Below are 17018 nucleotides of genomic sequence, written 5' to 3'. Positions count from 1 at the left end.
TATACGAATTGAAATGAAGGTATTATCTTTGTTTCAAATGCAATTTATATTATGAAATACAGTAGGCTTACGAAAGAGCAGTTTGAAGAATTACACCCAGAGTTTATTAACTTCTTAGCTGCACAGCAGATAGATAAGAATGAATGGGATAAGATAAAAGAAGAAAAGCCAGAAGTAGCAGAACAAGAGTTAGATATTTTCTCAGATTTAATTTGGGAAGGGGTACTGACGAATGCTAAATACTTAGAACATTATTCTAAGAGCCATATATTTTTGTTCGGTTTCGACGATAAAGAAATCAAGACTATCGTAATTAAGAGTAAACAATCTGATATAGATCTTTTAAGTAAAGAAGGACTGCAATGGTTATCAGATGCAGTGTTTACAGAAGATGTGGAAGTGAGACATGGAGGAAAAAGCTTTGGAGAGAATCGCAATGAAGAGATCTTTAGTCTAATCCAACAAGGAGCTATTCTGAGTGATGGTCATTTATATGGTCAATTTAAAGAAATGTTGAAACTGTAATCGTTTTAAAAAATGGATATTAAAGCACAATTAGATTTACTTCGCAAAGAATTAAATGAACATAATTATAATTATTATGTGTTGGATAATCCAACGATTTCAGATTTCGATTTTGATCAGAAATTAAAAGAATTAGAGAAGTTAGAATTAGCTCACCCAGAATATTTTGATATAAATTCTCCAACACAAAGAGTAGGAGGTACGGTGACTAAGAACTTTGATACTATAGTACACCGTTATAGAATGTATTCTTTAGATAACTCTTATTCTAAGGAAGATTTATTAGACTGGGAACAACGTGTACAGAAAGTATTAGGTGATGTGCCAGTAGAGTTTACATGTGAATTAAAGTATGATGGTGCATCTATTACGATTACGTATGAAGATGGAGTGCTGGTAAGAGCAGTGACACGAGGTGATGGAGTACAAGGGGATGATGTGACTAATAATATTAGAACAATTAGATCAGTTCCTATTCGATTAAACGGAGATTATCCTCAGAGTTTTGATATTCGTGGAGAGATAGTATTGCCATTGGCAGGGTTTGAAAAGATGAATCAAGATTTGATAGAAATCGGAGAGACGCCTTATTCTAATCCAAGAAATACAGCTTCTGGTAGTTTGAAATTACAAGATAGTGCCGAGGTTGCAAAACGTCCTTTAGATTGTCTACTTTATAATATAGTAGGAAGTGATCTAGGGGTAACAACACAATATGAAAGTTTAGACAAAGCTAGAGCATGGGGATTTAAAGTTCCTACTATCTCTAAGTTAGCTAAGAATATTGATGAAGTATTAGAGTTTATAAATTATTGGGATATTCATAGACATGAGCTACCTTATGAGACAGATGGAGTGGTGGTTAAGGTCAATTCATTGCATTATCAAGATGAATTAGGATATACTTCTAAAGCACCGAGATGGGCTATAGCATATAAGTTTAAAGCTGAACAAGCAGAGACTGTATTAAACTCTATATCATATCAAGTAGGTAGAACGGGAGCCATAACTCCTGTAGCAAACTTGGAACCTGTACAGTTGGCAGGAACGATAGTAAAACGTGCTTCTTTACACAATGCAGATCAGATAGCGAAGTTAGATATTCGTGTAAATGACTCTGTATATGTGGAAAAAGGAGGAGAGATTATCCCGAAAATAGTAGGTGTGAATTTAGAGGCTAGACCAGCTGACTCTGAACGTACAGTATACATTAAGGAATGCCCTGAATGTGGCACTAAGTTAAAGAGAAATGTCGGGGAGGCACAACACTATTGTTCAAATGTGTATGGATGTCCACCTCAAATAGCGGGTAGGATACAGCACTTTATCTCTCGTAAGGCGATGGATATAGAGGGGCTGGGAGAAGAAACTGTAGTACTGTTGTACAAAAATGAATTAGTAGAGAATTACGCTGACTTATACGAGTTAAAGAAAGAAGATGTTCTAGGTTTAGAACGCATGGGAGAGAAGTCTGCAGATAATCTGATAAAAGGTATAGAAGCTTCTAAACAGGTTCCTTTTGAACGTGTATTATACGCATTAGGGATCCGTTATGTAGGAGAGACTGTGGCTAAAAAGTTAGCAAATCATTATAAGACAATAGATGCTCTGGCAGAAGCTCCGTTAATGGAGTTGATAACAGTAGATGAAATTGGAGAAAGAATAGCACAAAGTGTAATAGACTTCTTTAGTAGTGATATTAATAAAGAAATAATTGCTAGACTAAAGGGATATGGTGTGCAATTTGTGTTAGAAGAAAAGGAGTCTACGGTAGTGTCAGATGTTCTTCTAGGACAGACATTAGTGGTATCTGGGGTGTTTGAACAAATGTCTCGCGATGAGATTAAACAAGCTATCGAAGATCATGGAGGAAAAGTAGGAAGTTCTATTACCTCTAAGACTAATTATGTCGTGGCAGGAGATAAAATGGGACCATCTAAGCTAGAAAAAGCAAATAAACTAGGTATTAAAATATTAACAGAAGCGGAGTTTATTGCGTTAATTCAATAATTCGATGTTAAATGTAGTATTACCTAATTAGCTATTTGTTTATCTTTACAAAAACAGTAACTTATATGTGGTTTAATACTTTAAAGAAAAGATCACTTCAAAAAGTAGTAGAAAAGTCAACATTAAAAGCAGTACCGGTCGATTTTAAATATGATTTTAAAGAAATCGGTATTGTAGTAGATAAAGCAGAAGCTAAGGTTATTCCAGATTTAATTAAAAGTTTAGAAAGAAAAGGAATACCTAGTACAAAAATACATTTCTTGGTTTATGCAAAAGATAGCAAGAAGAATAATGAGGAGCACCTGTTTGGGATGAGTGAGTTCACATTAACAGGAGGTATAGAGAATAAAGAAGTCCTTGAGTTTATTGAAAAGAAATGTGATTTGTTGATTAGTTATTATACAAATCAGGCTTTGCCTTTATTATGGGTGACATCAAAGTCTAATGCTATTTTTAAAGTGGGAGTTTCCTCAGAAAATACACAATTGAATCATTTTAGTTTAGCTTTAGAGCGATTAGATGTAGAGAATTTTGTAGACAATTTATTTAAATATATTAACGTTTTTAAAAATTAATAATTAGAAGAACTATGCAATCACTTATTGGTACGGGAGTGGCATTAGTAACGCCATTTAACAGCGATTTTTCTGTAGATGTAGAAGCATTACAGAATTTGGTAGAATTTACAATAGCAAGAGGAGTAGAATACCTTGTAGTATTAGGAACTACTGGGGAATCAGCAACTCTTAGTAAGGAAGAAAAACAGTTAGTCAAACGTACCGTAATAAAGGCTAATAAGAAAAGATTGCCATTAGTATTAGGAGTAGGAGGAAATAATACACATGCTGTATTAGATGAATTAACACAGGAGAACTTAGAAGGGTTTGATGCTATATTATCAGTATCACCTTATTATAATAAACCTACACAAGAAGGAATTTATCAGCACTTCAAAATGATTGCTGAGAATAGTCCATTACCTATTATTTTATACAATGTACCTGGTAGAACAGGAAGTAATATGGCAGTAGGGACTGTAGTTCGTTTAGCGAATGAGTTTAAGAATATCATTGGTATAAAAGAGGCAGCGGGAAGTATGGTACAAGGGATGGAGTTAATCCGTCAAAGTACTCGCAAAGACTTTTTAGTAATATCAGGAGATGATGCGATCGCATTGCCTTTGGTGTTAGCAGGAGGAGCTGGAGTTATTTCAGTAATAGGACAAGGTGTTCCTCAAAAGTTTACAGATATGATTCGCCTAGGATTAAAAGGAGATATCAAAGAGGCATTTAAATTACAATATGAATTAATGCCTATTATCGATATGATCTTTGAACAAGGAAACCCTGCTGGAATCAAAGAGATATTAAAGTTAGAAGGAGTGATGCAAAATACGCTTCGTTTGCCATTGGTTAATGTAGATACAGACTTAGCTTCAAGAATCGAAAAAGAAATTAAAATACTGAATTAAAAAAAGAAAGTTATGTTATCAGAAAAATTAGAAAAAGCACTTAATGAGCAGATTAAAATAGAGGGGGATTCTTCTCAGATTTATTTAGAGATGGCTTCTTGGGCAGAGATTCAAGGATTCGAAGGGATTGCTACTTTTATGTTCGCACAATCAGATGAAGAACGTCAACATATGCTTAAATTAGTTAAATATGTAAACCAAAGAGGAGGACAAGCTGTTATCCCTGCTGTGACAAAGCCAGAGTTGGATCACACATCATTTAAAGCGTTGTTTAAGCAATTGTTTGATCATGAGGTGTTTGTTTCAAAAAGCATTAATGAATTAGTACATATAGCTTTAGAAGAGAGAGATTATGCAACTCATAATTTCTTACAGTGGTATGTGTCAGAACAAATAGAAGAAGAAGCTACAGCACGTACAATTCTTGATAAGATAAACCTTATTGGAGATGATAAAGGAGGTTTATATTTATTTGATAATGATATTAAAAATTTTAACCAACAAGCTAATAATAACCCAGTGGTTTAATCGTTTAAGGAATAATGATTTATATGAAAAGATGTCATTTTAGACATCTTTTCTTTTTAATATAAAAAGCTTTTTGTATAATGCAATTATTAATTTAAATTTGCATTTGCTTTTACAGGACTATCTTGGAATTGCTTTTGTCAAAAACAACGAAAAACATTTATGAAAAAATATATAGGTTTATCTATTCTTGTGCTTTCAATAGCGAGCTGCGGTCCGATGCAAAAGGCTTTGAAGTCAGAAGATTACGAATATAAAAAGGAGGTAGCAAATCAGTTTTTTGAGAAGGGAAAATATAGAAATGCTATTCGTCTTTATGAACAATTAGAGACTGTTTATAGAGCGAATCCTAAAGCAGAAGATATGTTTTTTAACTTCGCTGAGGCGACTTATTTGACAAAAGACTATGAATTATCAGGGTTTCGTTTTAAAAACTTTGCGGCTACATATCCAAGAAGTGATAAGCGTGAAGAAGCTCTTTTAAAAGAGATTAAGTCTGGTGTCGCATTATCACCTGTGTACTCTTTAGATCAAAGAGTGACTTATGATGTAATAGATAAATTACAAAAGTTTATTGATCAATATCCTGGTTCTAATTTTGTATTTGAAGCTAATTCAATTATGCAAGAGATGAATGAGAAGATCGAGAGAAAGACTTATGAGAATGCAAAGCAGTTAAATACGATTGGAGATTGGACTAGAAATTACAATGCTGCTATCGTAGCATTAGATAACTTTATCTATGATTATCCAGGTACGAAATATAAGGAAGATGCCTTGTTCTATAAGTTTGATTCAGCTTATAAATTAGCAATGAACAGTGTGCATTATAAAATGGAAGAACGTCTGAATACAGCAAAGTCAATGTACGACGTATTAGTTCGTTTTAATGCAGAAACAAAATACAAAAAGCAAGCAGATGGTATGCTTGAAAATATACAAGAAGAATTAGCAAAATTTTCAAAATAACTTAAGCGAAAGAGATGGATTTAAAGAAAACAAATGCTCCAGTAAACACAATTACTTATAACAAAAGTAAGATTGAAGAGCCTACAGGAAATATTTATGAGGCTATTACTATAATTGCTAAGAGAGCAAACCAAATCAACACAGAAATCAAGAATGAGTTGGTTGACAAGTTGGAAGAGTTCGCTACTTACAATGATAGTTTAGATGAAGTATTTGAAAATAAAGAACAAATAGAAGTATCTAAATTTTATGAAAAATTACCTAAAGCTCAAGCATTAGCTGTAGAAGAGTGGTTAGAAGGTAAAGTTTCATACAAAGAACAATAGAACATAAATAATACTTAGTGATGTCAAGTTTAGGCGGTAAAAAAATAATACTAGGTGTAACTGGTGGAATTGCCGCGTATAAGACGGCACACTTAGTACGTTTACTTATAAAAGCAGGTGCCGAGGTCCAAGTGATCATGACACCTGCTTCTCATCAATTTGTAACTCCTTATACTTTATCTACTTTATCAAAGAATCCAGCATATACAAATTTCTTCAATGATGCTGGTGAAGGAGGGACATGGAATAATCATGTTGATTTAGCACTTTGGGCTGACTTAATGGTCATAGCTCCTGCGACTGCCAATACATTAGCGAAGATGGCTAATGGATATTGCGACAATCTCTTAATGGCAATCTATCTATCTGCTAAGTGCCCTGTTATGGTAGCACCTGCGATGGACTTAGATATGTATGTGCACCCTACTACAGACCGTAATTTAGCTTTGTTAGAAAGTTATGGTAATCTTATTATTCCTGCTGAAGAAGGTGAACTAGCAAGTGGTTTAGTGGGAAAAGGTCGTATGGCTGAACCTGAGACAATCTTGCAGGCTGTAAAAGATGTGTTGTTAAATAATTTGCCCCTAAAAGGAAGAAAATTATTAATAACTGCGGGGCCTACATACGAACCTATAGATCCTGTGCGTTTTATAGGTAATCATTCTTCTGGAAAAATGGGGTATGATATTGCTCTAGAGGCTGCTAAGCAAGGTGCTGATGTAGTATTAGTGTCAGGTCCTAGCAATCAGAAAATAGCGCATGAACGAGTAAAGGTTATCTCAGTTATGTCTGCTATGGAGATGTATGAGGCATGTCATCAGTATTATGCTGATGTAGACGCTGTGGTTGCTGCTGCTGCAGTAGCAGATTATCGACCTAAAGAAGTAGCTACTGAAAAGATTAAAAAGAACAGTGAAGAGTTTATAATAGAAATGGATAAGAATCCTGATATATTAGCTTCACTAGGTGCTATAAAGAAAGAACAGTTTCTGATAGGTTTTGCACTAGAAACTCAAAATGAGATAGAACACGCAAAAGCTAAAATCAAGAAGAAGAATTTAGATTTAATTGTTTTAAATTCTTTAAAAGATGAAGGAGCAGGTTTTGGAAAACCAACGAATAAGGTTACCTTTATAGATAAAGATTTTAATATAGAACCTAAGGAATTAAAATCTAAAGAAGAAGTAGCTCAGGATATTATATATAAGATAATTAAACATTATGAATAAACTTATTTGGCTTTTTGGTTCGCTTTTTATAGTTCTAAACAGTTATGCTCAGGAGCTTAATGCAATAGTAACGGTTAACCATAGCCAAGTAGGAAATAGTAATCAAGCTTACTTTAAGTCTCTAGAGAAATCACTTAAAGATTTTATAAACAATACCAGTTGGACATCTAAGAAGTTTTCTCCAGTGGAGAGGATAGATTGTATGTTTTTTTTGAATGTAACTACTTACGGTAATAATACAGTATCTGGAACCCTTCAGGTCAAATCATCTAGACCTGTTTATGGATCTGGATATTCTACACAAGTATTATTGTTCAACGATAAGGATATTGTTTTTAATTATATTGAGTTTGAACCTCTTTATTACAATCCTAATTCATACGACTCTAATTTGACTTCTTTGATAGGATTTTATGCGAATCTAATTATAGGATTGGACGCAGAAACGTTTAGTAAAGGTGGAGGGAGTACTTATTTGCAAACAGCAAATGGTATAGCTTCTATTGCTCAACAAGGAAATTATAGAGGATGGAAGCAAGGGGATGGTAGTAATACAAGATATTCTTTTATTAGTGATTTAGCTTCGGGAGTTGGAGAGGCTTATAAAGATGCTTTATATAAATATCACCGTTTAGGATTAGATCGTATGAGTGATAATGTAGCGGATGGAAGAGATGGTATTCTGCAAGCTTTAATAACTTTAGAAGGTTTTAATTCTACTCGACCAAATTCTTTTCTGACACGTGTTTTCTTTGATTCTAAAACAGATGAGTTGATAGGTGTTTATGGTGGAGTGACAGATAAAAATAAGAAACGTGTAGTGGAATTATTGAATAAATTAGCTCCATTAAATGGATTAAAATGGAATAGTCTTTAGTTCTAAAATTAAGTTATATGCTTATATCATTAACAATCAAAAACTTTGCACTTATTGATACATTAGAAATAGATTTTTCTGATGGCTTTTCTATTATTACAGGTGAAACAGGAGCTGGTAAGTCTATTGTGTTAGGTGCATTAGGTTTGTTACAAGGAAAACGTGCTGATTTATCTTCTCTAAAGGATAAAGAAGTGAAGTGTGTTATAGAAGGTCATTTTAGTATTGGTAAATATGGATTGAAGGATTTATTCAATGAGTTAGAATTAGAATATGAAGATGTGACGATTATAAGAAGGGAGATTTCTCCTTCTGGTAAATCTAGAGCCTTTGTAAATGATAGCCCTGTTAATTTATCTGATTTGCAACAATTAACAGAACACTTAATAGATATACATTCCCAACATCAAACAATGGAATTGTCTGATGAAAATTACCAAATGCAAATTGTTGATGCAGTTGCAAGTAATAGCAATATTTTAGAGGAGTATAAAGGACATTTAGTATTATACAAGAAAGCCCAAACACAATTAAGAAGTTTACAACAACAACAGGCTGATTTAATCAAAGAACAAGATTATAATGCTTTTCTTTTAGAAGAGTTGATTCAAGGTAACCTTGATGGATTAGATCAACAAGAATTAGAGCAAGAGTACGAAAAACTGAATAATGTTGAGTTTGTAAGAGAAAGCTTTGGACAATCAATTAATCTTTTGGCAGACGATGAAGTAGGGGCGGTTTATAGATTGAAGGAGGTAAAGCAATTATTACAGAAAACGAGTACCATTTCTAAAGATTATGAAGAGTTATATACTCGTATTAGTAGTGTAGAAATAGAGCTGAAAGATCTGTCTGATGAGATAGAACGCCAATTAGATAATGTGTCTGCAGATCCTGAACAATTAGATTTAATTAATGATCGCTTACAATTACTATATAATCTACAGAGAAAACATCAAGTAGCTACTGTAGAAGAATTATTAGCTATTAGAAGTGAACTGGAAGAGAAAGTAGATCTAGCTAGTGGAATAGACGATAAAATAAGCTCATTAGAAAGAGAAATTGATAAGTTAAGTGTTGTTTTACACGAAGTAGGAGATAAGCTCTCAGAATCGAGAATAAAGGCTGTTCCTGTTTTAGTCAAACAACTATTAGAGATATTGTCATTAGTAGGAATACCTAATGCCAACTTCAAGTTTGACTTCACTGTATCCAAGAATTTTTTAGCTAATGGGAAAGATGAGTTACAACTGTTGTTTTCTGCTAATAAAGGAATGGATTTCGGTGTGCTAAAGAAAGTTGCTTCAGGAGGAGAATTGTCTAGAATTATGTTAGCGATAAAAGCAATATTAGCTAGGTATTCTAATTTGCCTACTATTATCTTTGATGAGATAGATACTGGGGTTTCTGGAGAAGTAGCTGATAAGATGGGAGTGATTATGAAAGATATGAGTACTCATATGCAGGTGTTTGCTATTACGCATTTACCTCAGATAGCAGCAAAAGGGAAGCAACATTATAAAGTGTACAAAACATCTGATGACGAAACGACTACTTCACAATTGACATTATTAGATTATGAGAGTAGAGTGAAAGAGATAGCACAGATGTTATCAGGGAAAGATATTAGTGATTCTGCTTTAGTTCATGCTAAAGAGTTATTATCAAAATAGAAAAAGCCATCACATGATGGCTTTTTTATTTACGGTTTAGGTTGTTCAAAAATAGTGTGATATATAGTTTGCTTCTCAGTTACTCTAAAGTATCCTAGTGCTTCTTTATCAGGTGTAGTAAGGTTTTTGACATTCCCCTTTATTTTAGAAATAGGTGTCTGAAAAGGACCTCCTCCATTGTTTAAAGCATCAGTTATAAGCCACATATAATCATAATAGTTTCTAGAGATTTGATGTAGATCTATTTGTATCTTGTCACCAGGTTCATAATCTTTGTCTGTTGATATGTCTTCTATTAGTTTACCTTTAGAGAACTCGTTAGAACGAACACTTAAGGCAGGTCTTTTATTTTCCCAAAGTAAATTAGTGTAATAATAATTTAATTTATTATCACCTTTATCTGTATCTTGAAAGTAAATTCTAATCGTATAATAGTAATCATTAAAGAACTTTTCTCTTCTTTGTTCTAACCTTTCTATTTTAGGAGTTTCAACTAACCTTTCGGTTGCTTCATAAATATCATTATCATACTCTATGTGTAATTTATATTTATTTTTCACAAAGTCTTTTTTAATAGAAGTAGAGATATATCTTCCAGTCTTATTGAGTTCTTTGAACTGATGTTTAGTTCCTTTTTCGTCTTCTACCCATACTGTTGCATTATGGACTTTAGGTGCTTGTGGATTATAAAAATCTGTAGTCAAAGATAGATTGATACTTAGGGTATCTTGTTTGTTCTCTGCATCAAAATCGAGATTACCTTCAACAACTAATCTTGGAGGTGCTGTTGGTAAGTCTATATCTATTACATGCTCACAAGAAGTAAGGTATAATAGAATAGAGAGTATACTTATATATTTGAGAATATTCATTTGATTAGAATTTAAAGTTATAGGTTACACTTGGAACCATTCCGAAAATAGACATTTTAACAGCTTCATTCTGTCCTCTGTGATCTTTGTGTTCACGGAATGATATAGAAGCGGCATTGGCTCTTCCATAAAGATTATATATGCCGAATACCCATTCACTTTGCCACTTTCTACTTGTGTTTTTTGTAGGGGTATAAGTTGCTGATACGTCTAAGTGATGATAAGCAGGTAGGCTGTAAGCACCTCTTTTCCCAAAATTAGGAACACTCTGACCTAAATAGTCATATCTTCCTTCTGGGTAAGATGTTGGTCGTCCTGATTGTAAGGTAAAGCTAGCGCTAAGATCCCACTTCTTGTTTAATTGGTACATAGCCGTAACAGAAAAGTCATGTGTTTTATCATAAGCAGTTCTATACCATTGACCATTATTTACTCCTGGCTCATCTGGTGTTCTACCAGGTGTTCTCTGCTCTGATTTTGCTAAGGTGTAGGATACCCATCCTGTAAGTCTACCTAGATTCTTACGCACCAATAGCTCTAGTCCGTATGCTCTAGATTCACCACTAAGTATTACGCGTTCTAAAGCATCATTACCTATCAGTTGTGCACCATCTATATAATCTACTCTGTTATCTCCTTTTTTATAGTAAACCTCTGTTTCTAAACTATATTTTCCTTCTTTAAAGTTTCTGAAGTATCCTAATGCAACTTGATCAACGAGTTCTGGCTTGATATATTTACTACTTGGTGTCCAGATATCTAATGGAGTTGGTGCTGCCGTATTAGACATTAAATGAAGATACTGAGCCATTCTATTATAACTAGCTTTAATAGATTGATCATCATTAATAATATAAGCAATGCCGAAACGTGGTTCAAAATTATTGTAGTTTTGAATACTCTTACCTCTATTATAAGATTCAGTCCCTATGATATCTGCCATCTTGTATAAACCTAGTTCAGAGTCATATCTTACAGGTTGATTGTTTTGATATAGATTGATATTTTCTTTTCCTAGATTAGTAAATGTAGAAAACCTAGCCCCATAGTTTAAATTGAAATGTTGACCAATACTCTGTTCTGCTTCTAAATAAACACCTCCTTCAAAAGCGTATTTAGAATCTATCTTCTTATAAATAATAGATGAGTCTGGTTTTGTTGGCTTAATTACTCCTGGAGAAAAATCATAGTAAAGACCACTTACTCCATATTTTAATTGAAGATTACTATGGATGTCATGAGTTAGATCATACTTTAATGAGTAACTTTTAATATCAGAATCCCATTTAAAGCCAGTTATTTCCATATCTAGACCATATACATAGTCACTGTATGAAGTGGTAAGTTTACTACTTAGATTATCTGAGAATAAATGATGCCATTGAAGATTTAAAATTGAGTTTCCAAAGGTGTTCTTTAATAACTGACTAAAACTAAATACATCTCGTCCGAAATAACCAGATAAGGTTAGTTTATTGTTTTCGTTTAAATCAAAGTTTAATTTAGTGTTTAAATCATAAAAATAAGCAGAGTTCTTATTGTCTGTTAACTTTAGGAATAAATGTGCATACGAGGCTCTTCCTGCTACTAAGAAGGAAGATTTTCCTTTCTGCATAGGGCCTTCTGCCATTAATCTACTAGAGATAACTCCTATACCTCCTGTGCCATGAAACTCCTCAGTATTACCATTTTTTTGGAATACTTCTAATACAGAAGAAGCTCGTCCTCCAAATCTAGCTGGTATTCCTCCTTTGTATAACTTGATGTCTTGAAGTGCGTCTGAATTAAACACTGAGAAGAAACCAAATAGGTGAGAAGAGCTAAAAACATTTGCATCATCTAAAAGTACTAAGTTCTGTCCTGCACTTCCGCCTCGCACATTAAATCCTGACGCTCCTTCACCAGCATTTGTTACACCAGGGAGTTGTAAGATAGACTTTAAAACATCTGTTTCGCCTAGTACAACAGGCATTTTCTTAACTTCCTCTATAGATAATTTATTGACACTCATCTCTGGTGTTCTAATATCTGCTTTTGTAGAGTTTTTTATTATGACTACTTCGTCTAATTGAGCAGTATCAGATTTTAGGATGATTTTTAATGTATTATCTTTAGTTGTGTCTATATTAGCATGATGATTAGTGTAACCTAAGTATGATACTAGAATGTTATACTGTCCTGATGGAATAGAGATACTAAACTCTCCTAACTCATTAGTGGTGGTAGCTTGATCTAATTCTTTTATATAGACAGTAGCTCCTATTAAGGGAGAGTTTTTATCTAGTACCTTTCCTTTTAATATTGTTTGTACTTGTTCATTTATGACATTCGCCATCGTATGCTGTACATGAAAAGGAATTGTAGATACGTAGAAACTCAGTCCCAATAAATAATTGGTAAACTTTTTGTGATTAATCATTCGTTTATCTTATTATGTTTCAATGCAAAAATAGGTAAGTAATTATTGCTATTTGTTTAATTAAACGCTGATGAAGTAGCTATTATTTTAATGGCTTTCAAATAAATAGTAATGAAAGGATAATGTTATTATTAATGATTCTTTACATTTGTTTGTATGAAGTCACTATGGAAATTTTATTCTAACTTTTGGTTGAGGAATGTGTCAGTTATCATTCTACTTCTTAGTGTATTTACATTCGTCGCTTCTGTAGATAAAAGTGATCGTTCATTAACTGAGATTTGGGAGGAGTTAGTGCCTTCCTTCTTTATTGTATACGGTTGTATTTTAATTAGTAATATTTTGCTGATTAAGAGATATATGATTACCAAACGGTACAATATTTTCTTACCATTATTTACTATATATTGGATTGTAGTTCTAATTGGTACTGGGTTATTAAATATGCTTATAGATGGATTTGATTCTTGGTTGAGTGAAATTCTAAATACTATATTTTTAATGTTTTTAGGATCGGGTACTTATTTTATTCACTTATGGGTATTCAATGATATTACAGTTCGTGAAAAGCGTTTAGTAAATACTGTAGCTGAATTGGACTTCCTCAAGATGCAGTTAAACCCACATTTTCTTTTAAACGCAATGAATAACTTATATGGCGAGGCTCTAACTAATCCAGAAGAAACGCCTGAGCGAATTTTGCAATTATCACATTTATTAAGATATCAATTAGAAGCAACTAAAAGAGAGTTTGTTTCTTTAGATCAAGAAATAGAATTTTTAAAAGAATATTTTAATTACTATAAGTTTAGGACAAACGATTTAGTCGTAGATATAAAATATGAAGGGGATATTGAGAAGTTTCAAGTGCCTCCACTTTTGTATTTTAGTTTGGTTGAAAATGCGATAAAATTTGCTTTACAAACTGAATTTCCTTTTATAAAATTAAGAGGATATGCTAGAGATAATCATTTGCTGTTCGAATTAGAAAACAGTTGTTTGCCTGACGAAATGTTGCAAAAAGGAACAGGAGTTGGGCTTTTAAATCTAGAAAGAAGATTAGAAGTCTCTCATTTGAGATATAAATTTACAAAGAATAAATCAAAAAATTATTATAAAACCACTTTAGAATTATGGGAATTACCTACCAGTGTTTAATAGTAGATGATGAGAAACCTGCACATCAGGTGCTTTTAAGTCATATTAAGCAATGCGATGATTTAGAATGTATAGGGCATGCTTATAGTGGAAAAGAAGCTCTAACTTTTTTACAGAGTAATGAAGTAGATATATTATTCTTGGATATTAATATGCCTTTAGTATCAGGTTTAGAGTTGCTAGAAATGTTACCTATTAAACCCACTACGATTGTGACAACAGCGTATTCAGACTTTGCATTAGAATCTTATCAGAATGATGCAGTCGACTATTTATTAAAACCAATAGCTTTTAGTAAGTTCCTTAAAGCAGTTGAAAAAGCAAAGGTATTCTGTAAGGATAGAAAAGAAAATAATCGCAAGAGCGAACTTCAAAAAGTATTAATAAAAGAAGATGGCTTTGATTATTTTATAGAAATGTCAGATATCATGTATGTTGAAAGTGCAGGTAATTATATCAAGATATTTACTAAAAGTAGGCGTAAGAGTTACTTTGTATATGGGTCGCTAGTAGGGTTTAAAACAGAATTAATAGGAGATAACTTTGTTCAGGTACATCGTTCTTTTATTATTAATAAAGAGTGTATAAAAGAGCGATTTATGAGTAAAGTCATTTTAATGAATGGCGATGAAGTGCCTATTGGGCGTAAGTATCAAATTTTATTAGATCAATAAAAGAGAGTATAAAAAAAGGTCATCAGTTAACTGATGACCTTTTTTAGTATATCGATGCTATATTAGATAGTGTCAATAATTTGGTTTAAAGTAGCACTTGGACGCATAGCCTTAGCTGTGTCAGCTACATTTGATTGGTAATAACCACCGATGTTTTGAGCTTTACCTTGAGAAGCGATTAACTCTTCGTTGATTTTAGCCTCACCTTCAGTCATTGCTTTTGCGATAGGAGCAAATTTAGCTTGTAATTCAGCATCTTTAGATTGGTTAGCTAATGCTTCAGCCCAATACATTGCTAAGTAGAAGTGAGAACCACGATTATCAATAGATCCAACTCTACGAGCAGGTGATTTATCATTGTCTAAGAACTTAGCAGTAGCTTCGTCTAATGTCTCAGCTAATACCATTGCTTTAGGGTTGTTTTGAGTTTGGCTTAAGTGTTCGAATGAAGCACCTAATGCTAAGAACTCTCCTAAAGAATCCCAACGTAAATATCCTTCTTCAATGAATTGTTCGATATGTTTAGGTGCAGAACCTCCTGCTCCAGTTTCGAATAATCCACCACCATTCATTAATGGAACGATAGATAACATCTTAGCTGAAGTACCTACTTCTAAGATTGGGAATAAATCTGTTAAGTAATCACGTAATACATTTCCTGTTACAGAGATTGTATCTAGACCTTGACGGATTCTTTCTACAGATACTTTAGTAGCTTCTACTGGGTTTAAGATTCTGATATCTAATCCAGTAGTATCGTGATCTTTTAAGTATGTATTTACTTTAGCGATGATTTCTCTATCGTGAGCTCTGTTTTCATCTAACCAGAAGATAGCAGGAGTATCAGATAAACGAGAACGGTTAACAGCTAGTTTAACCCAGTCTTGGATAGGAGCGTCTTTAGTTTGACACATTCTGAATATATCTCCAGCTTCTACATTTTGTTCGAAGAAGATATTTCCTTTATCATCAGATACGCGGATTACTCCATTTGTGTCAGCTTGGAATGTTTTGTCATGAGAACCATATTCTTCCGCTTTTTGAGCCATAAGACCTACGTTAGGAACAGATCCCATAGTAGTAGGGTTATAAGCACCATTAGCTTTACAGTCTTCGATTACAGTTTGGTATACACCAGCGTAACAACGGTCTGGAATGATAGCTAAAGTATCTTGTGATTTTCCTTCAGCATTCCACATTTGTCCTGAAGTACGGATCATAGCTGGCATAGAAGCATCTACGATAACGTCAGAAGGAACGTGTAAGTTAGTGATACCTTTATCAGAGTTCACCATTGCGATAGCAGGACCATTAGCAATAGCAGCATCAATAGCAGCTTTTACTTCAGCTTCTTGAGCATGTCCAGCTAATTTAGCGTATAAATCACCTAATCCATTATTTGGGATAATACCTAATTCTGCAAATAAAGTAGCATATTTAGCATATACTTCTTTGAAGTAAACTTCTACTACAGCACCGAAGATGATAGGGTCAGAAACCTTCATCATTGTCGCTTTTAAGTGAGTAGAGAATAAGATACCTTTTGCCTTAGCTTCTTCTTTACATTCAGAAACGAACGCTTTTAATTTATTTACGTTTAGTACAGATGAGTCAATGATTTCACCTTTTAATAAAGGAGCGTAATCTTTTAATAATTTAATAGCACCATCAGTACCTACAAATTCGATTTTATATTTACAGTTATCAGCTATAGTTACTGATTTTTCACTACCATAAAAATCACCTTCAGACATAGAAGCTACTCTTGTTTTAGAATCAGCTGACCATGCTCCCATTGAGTGTGGGTGTTTTTTAGCATAGTTTTTAACTGCTTTAGGAGCTCTACGATCTGAATTTCCTTCACGTAACACAGGGTTTACAGCAGAACCTAAGATTTTAGCATATCTAGCTTTAATCTCTTTTTCTTCTTCAGTTTTAGCATCTGCAGTATAGTTAGGCACAGCATAACCATGAGCTTGCAATTCTTTAATAGCAGCATTTAACTGAGGAATAGAAGCAGAGATGTTTGGAAGTTTAATGATATTAGCTTCTGGAGTCTTTGCTAATTCTCCTAATTCTGCTAATGCATCACCGATTCTTTGCTCTTCTTTTAAGAACTCAGGGAAAGTTGCAAGAATACGTCCTGCTAAAGATATATCTCTTGTTTCAACATCTATACTTGCTGTTTTAGCAAATGCTTGTACAATAGGTAAGAACGAATACGTAGCTAACATTGGAGCCTCGTCTGTAAACGTGTAAAGGATTTTAGATTTTTGTGTCATTTTTT

Annotated in this window: 15 protein-coding genes; 12 read left to right on the top strand and 3 right to left on the bottom strand. The window is 33.4% G+C overall.

Annotated features, from left to right (window positions below):
* Positions 1–51: 51 nt before the first annotated feature.
* The 10 genes from E0Z07_RS01520 (at position 52) to recN (ending at position 9608) form a co-directional block, all read left to right on the top strand.
* A complete protein-coding gene (locus E0Z07_RS01520) occupies positions 52–525 on the top strand; it encodes a DUF6495 family protein (RefSeq protein ID WP_006260230.1) in 474 nt (157 codons plus the stop codon).
* 12 nt (positions 526–537) lie between these two features.
* A complete protein-coding gene (gene ligA, locus E0Z07_RS01515; protein ID WP_006261968.1) occupies positions 538–2535 on the top strand; it encodes an NAD-dependent DNA ligase LigA in 1998 nt (665 codons plus the stop codon).
* 65 nt (positions 2536–2600) lie between these two features.
* Complete coding sequence (locus E0Z07_RS01510; protein WP_006260228.1) at positions 2601–3110, top strand: DUF6913 domain-containing protein; 510 nt, start codon at positions 2601–2603, stop codon at positions 3108–3110.
* A gap of 14 nt (positions 3111–3124) precedes the next feature.
* Positions 3125–4006 (top strand): 4-hydroxy-tetrahydrodipicolinate synthase, encoded by an 882-nt coding sequence (gene dapA, locus E0Z07_RS01505; protein ID WP_006261967.1) that lies wholly within the window; start codon positions 3125–3127, stop codon positions 4004–4006.
* A 12-nt stretch (positions 4007–4018) separates the two neighbouring features.
* Positions 4019–4534, top strand: a complete 516-nt coding sequence (locus tag E0Z07_RS01500; protein WP_006261966.1) for a ferritin — start codon at positions 4019–4021, stop codon at positions 4532–4534.
* 162 nt (positions 4535–4696) lie between these two features.
* Positions 4697–5503, top strand: a complete 807-nt coding sequence (locus E0Z07_RS01495) for an outer membrane protein assembly factor BamD (RefSeq protein WP_006261965.1) — start codon at positions 4697–4699, stop codon at positions 5501–5503.
* Positions 5504–5517: 14 nt separating this feature from the next.
* Positions 5518–5829 (top strand): DNA-directed RNA polymerase subunit omega, encoded by a 312-nt coding sequence (locus E0Z07_RS01490; protein ID WP_006260223.1) that lies wholly within the window; start codon positions 5518–5520, stop codon positions 5827–5829.
* Positions 5830–5849: 20 nt separating this feature from the next.
* Positions 5850–7058 (top strand): bifunctional phosphopantothenoylcysteine decarboxylase/phosphopantothenate--cysteine ligase CoaBC, encoded by a 1209-nt coding sequence (gene coaBC / locus E0Z07_RS01485; protein WP_006261964.1) that lies wholly within the window; start codon positions 5850–5852, stop codon positions 7056–7058.
* Entirely contained in the window at positions 7051–7935 is an 885-nt protein-coding gene (gene porD, locus E0Z07_RS01480) for a type IX secretion system protein PorD (protein ID WP_016650481.1), read from the top strand. Before coaBC ends, porD begins: the two co-directional genes overlap by 8 nt.
* Before the next feature lie 17 nt (positions 7936–7952).
* Positions 7953–9608 (top strand): DNA repair protein RecN, encoded by a 1656-nt coding sequence (gene recN / locus E0Z07_RS01475; protein WP_006261962.1) that lies wholly within the window; start codon positions 7953–7955, stop codon positions 9606–9608.
* A 29-nt stretch (positions 9609–9637) separates the two neighbouring features.
* On the opposite strand, the gene E0Z07_RS01470 is transcribed toward recN, so the two are convergent.
* Together E0Z07_RS01470 and E0Z07_RS01465 are read right to left on the bottom strand one after the other, a co-directional pair.
* Positions 9638–10480, bottom strand: a complete 843-nt coding sequence (locus tag E0Z07_RS01470) for a DUF4249 domain-containing protein (protein WP_006260219.1) — start codon at positions 10478–10480, stop codon at positions 9638–9640.
* A gap of 4 nt (positions 10481–10484) precedes the next feature.
* Positions 10485–12899 carry a TonB-dependent receptor gene (locus E0Z07_RS01465; RefSeq protein WP_016650482.1) on the bottom strand — a complete coding sequence of 805 codons (2415 nt, stop codon included), beginning with the start codon at positions 12897–12899 and terminating at the stop codon, positions 10485–10487.
* A 156-nt stretch (positions 12900–13055) separates the two neighbouring features.
* Here E0Z07_RS01465 and E0Z07_RS01460 point away from each other — a divergent pair, with 156 nt between their 5' ends.
* Together E0Z07_RS01460 and E0Z07_RS01455 are read left to right on the top strand one after the other, a co-directional pair.
* Entirely contained in the window at positions 13056–14057 is a 1002-nt protein-coding gene (locus tag E0Z07_RS01460) for a sensor histidine kinase (RefSeq protein WP_016650483.1), read from the top strand.
* Positions 14033–14731 carry a LytR/AlgR family response regulator transcription factor gene (locus E0Z07_RS01455; RefSeq protein ID WP_016650484.1) on the top strand — a complete coding sequence of 233 codons (699 nt, stop codon included), beginning with the start codon at positions 14033–14035 and terminating at the stop codon, positions 14729–14731. The genes E0Z07_RS01460 and E0Z07_RS01455 overlap by 25 nt, the downstream gene beginning before the upstream one ends.
* Positions 14732–14793: 62 nt before the next feature.
* On the opposite strand, the gene E0Z07_RS01450 is transcribed toward E0Z07_RS01455, so the two are convergent.
* Positions 14794–17013 (bottom strand): NADP-dependent isocitrate dehydrogenase, encoded by a 2220-nt coding sequence (locus E0Z07_RS01450; protein ID WP_016650485.1) that lies wholly within the window; start codon positions 17011–17013, stop codon positions 14794–14796.
* Positions 17014–17018: the final 5 nt, after the last annotated feature.

It is taken from the genome of Myroides odoratimimus (assembly GCF_004337635.1).
GTDB lineage: Bacteria > Bacteroidota > Bacteroidia > Flavobacteriales > Flavobacteriaceae > Flavobacterium > Flavobacterium odoratimimum.
Note: the sequence above shows the minus strand (reverse complement) of the source record. Positions and strands in the feature narration are given on the sequence as shown.

Bases quoted from the DNA above. Each gene is read 5' to 3' on its own strand.
- E0Z07_RS01510 (WP_006260228.1), top strand. From the start codon at position 2,601: ATGTGGTTTAATACTTTAAAGAAAAGATCACTTCAAAAAGTAGTAGAA.
- E0Z07_RS01450 (WP_016650485.1), bottom strand. From the start codon at position 17,013: ATGACACAAAAATCTAAAATCCTTTACACGTTTACAGACGAGGCTCCA.
- E0Z07_RS01465 (WP_016650482.1), bottom strand. From the start codon at position 12,899: ATGATTAATCACAAAAAGTTTACCAATTATTTATTGGGACTGAGTTTC.
- E0Z07_RS01455 (WP_016650484.1), top strand. From the start codon at position 14,033: ATGGGAATTACCTACCAGTGTTTAATAGTAGATGATGAGAAACCTGCA.
- porD (WP_016650481.1), top strand. From the start codon at position 7,051: ATGAATAAACTTATTTGGCTTTTTGGTTCGCTTTTTATAGTTCTAAAC.
- E0Z07_RS01500 (WP_006261966.1), top strand. From the start codon at position 4,019: ATGTTATCAGAAAAATTAGAAAAAGCACTTAATGAGCAGATTAAAATA.
- E0Z07_RS01460 (WP_016650483.1), top strand. From the start codon at position 13,056: ATGAAGTCACTATGGAAATTTTATTCTAACTTTTGGTTGAGGAATGTG.
- ligA (WP_006261968.1), top strand. From the start codon at position 538: ATGGATATTAAAGCACAATTAGATTTACTTCGCAAAGAATTAAATGAA.
- coaBC (WP_006261964.1), top strand. From the start codon at position 5,850: ATGTCAAGTTTAGGCGGTAAAAAAATAATACTAGGTGTAACTGGTGGA.
- dapA (WP_006261967.1), top strand. From the start codon at position 3,125: ATGCAATCACTTATTGGTACGGGAGTGGCATTAGTAACGCCATTTAAC.
- recN (WP_006261962.1), top strand. From the start codon at position 7,953: ATGCTTATATCATTAACAATCAAAAACTTTGCACTTATTGATACATTA.
- E0Z07_RS01470 (WP_006260219.1), bottom strand. From the start codon at position 10,480: ATGAATATTCTCAAATATATAAGTATACTCTCTATTCTATTATACCTT.
- E0Z07_RS01490 (WP_006260223.1), top strand. From the start codon at position 5,518: ATGGATTTAAAGAAAACAAATGCTCCAGTAAACACAATTACTTATAAC.
- E0Z07_RS01495 (WP_006261965.1), top strand. From the start codon at position 4,697: ATGAAAAAATATATAGGTTTATCTATTCTTGTGCTTTCAATAGCGAGC.
- E0Z07_RS01520 (WP_006260230.1), top strand. From the start codon at position 52: ATGAAATACAGTAGGCTTACGAAAGAGCAGTTTGAAGAATTACACCCA.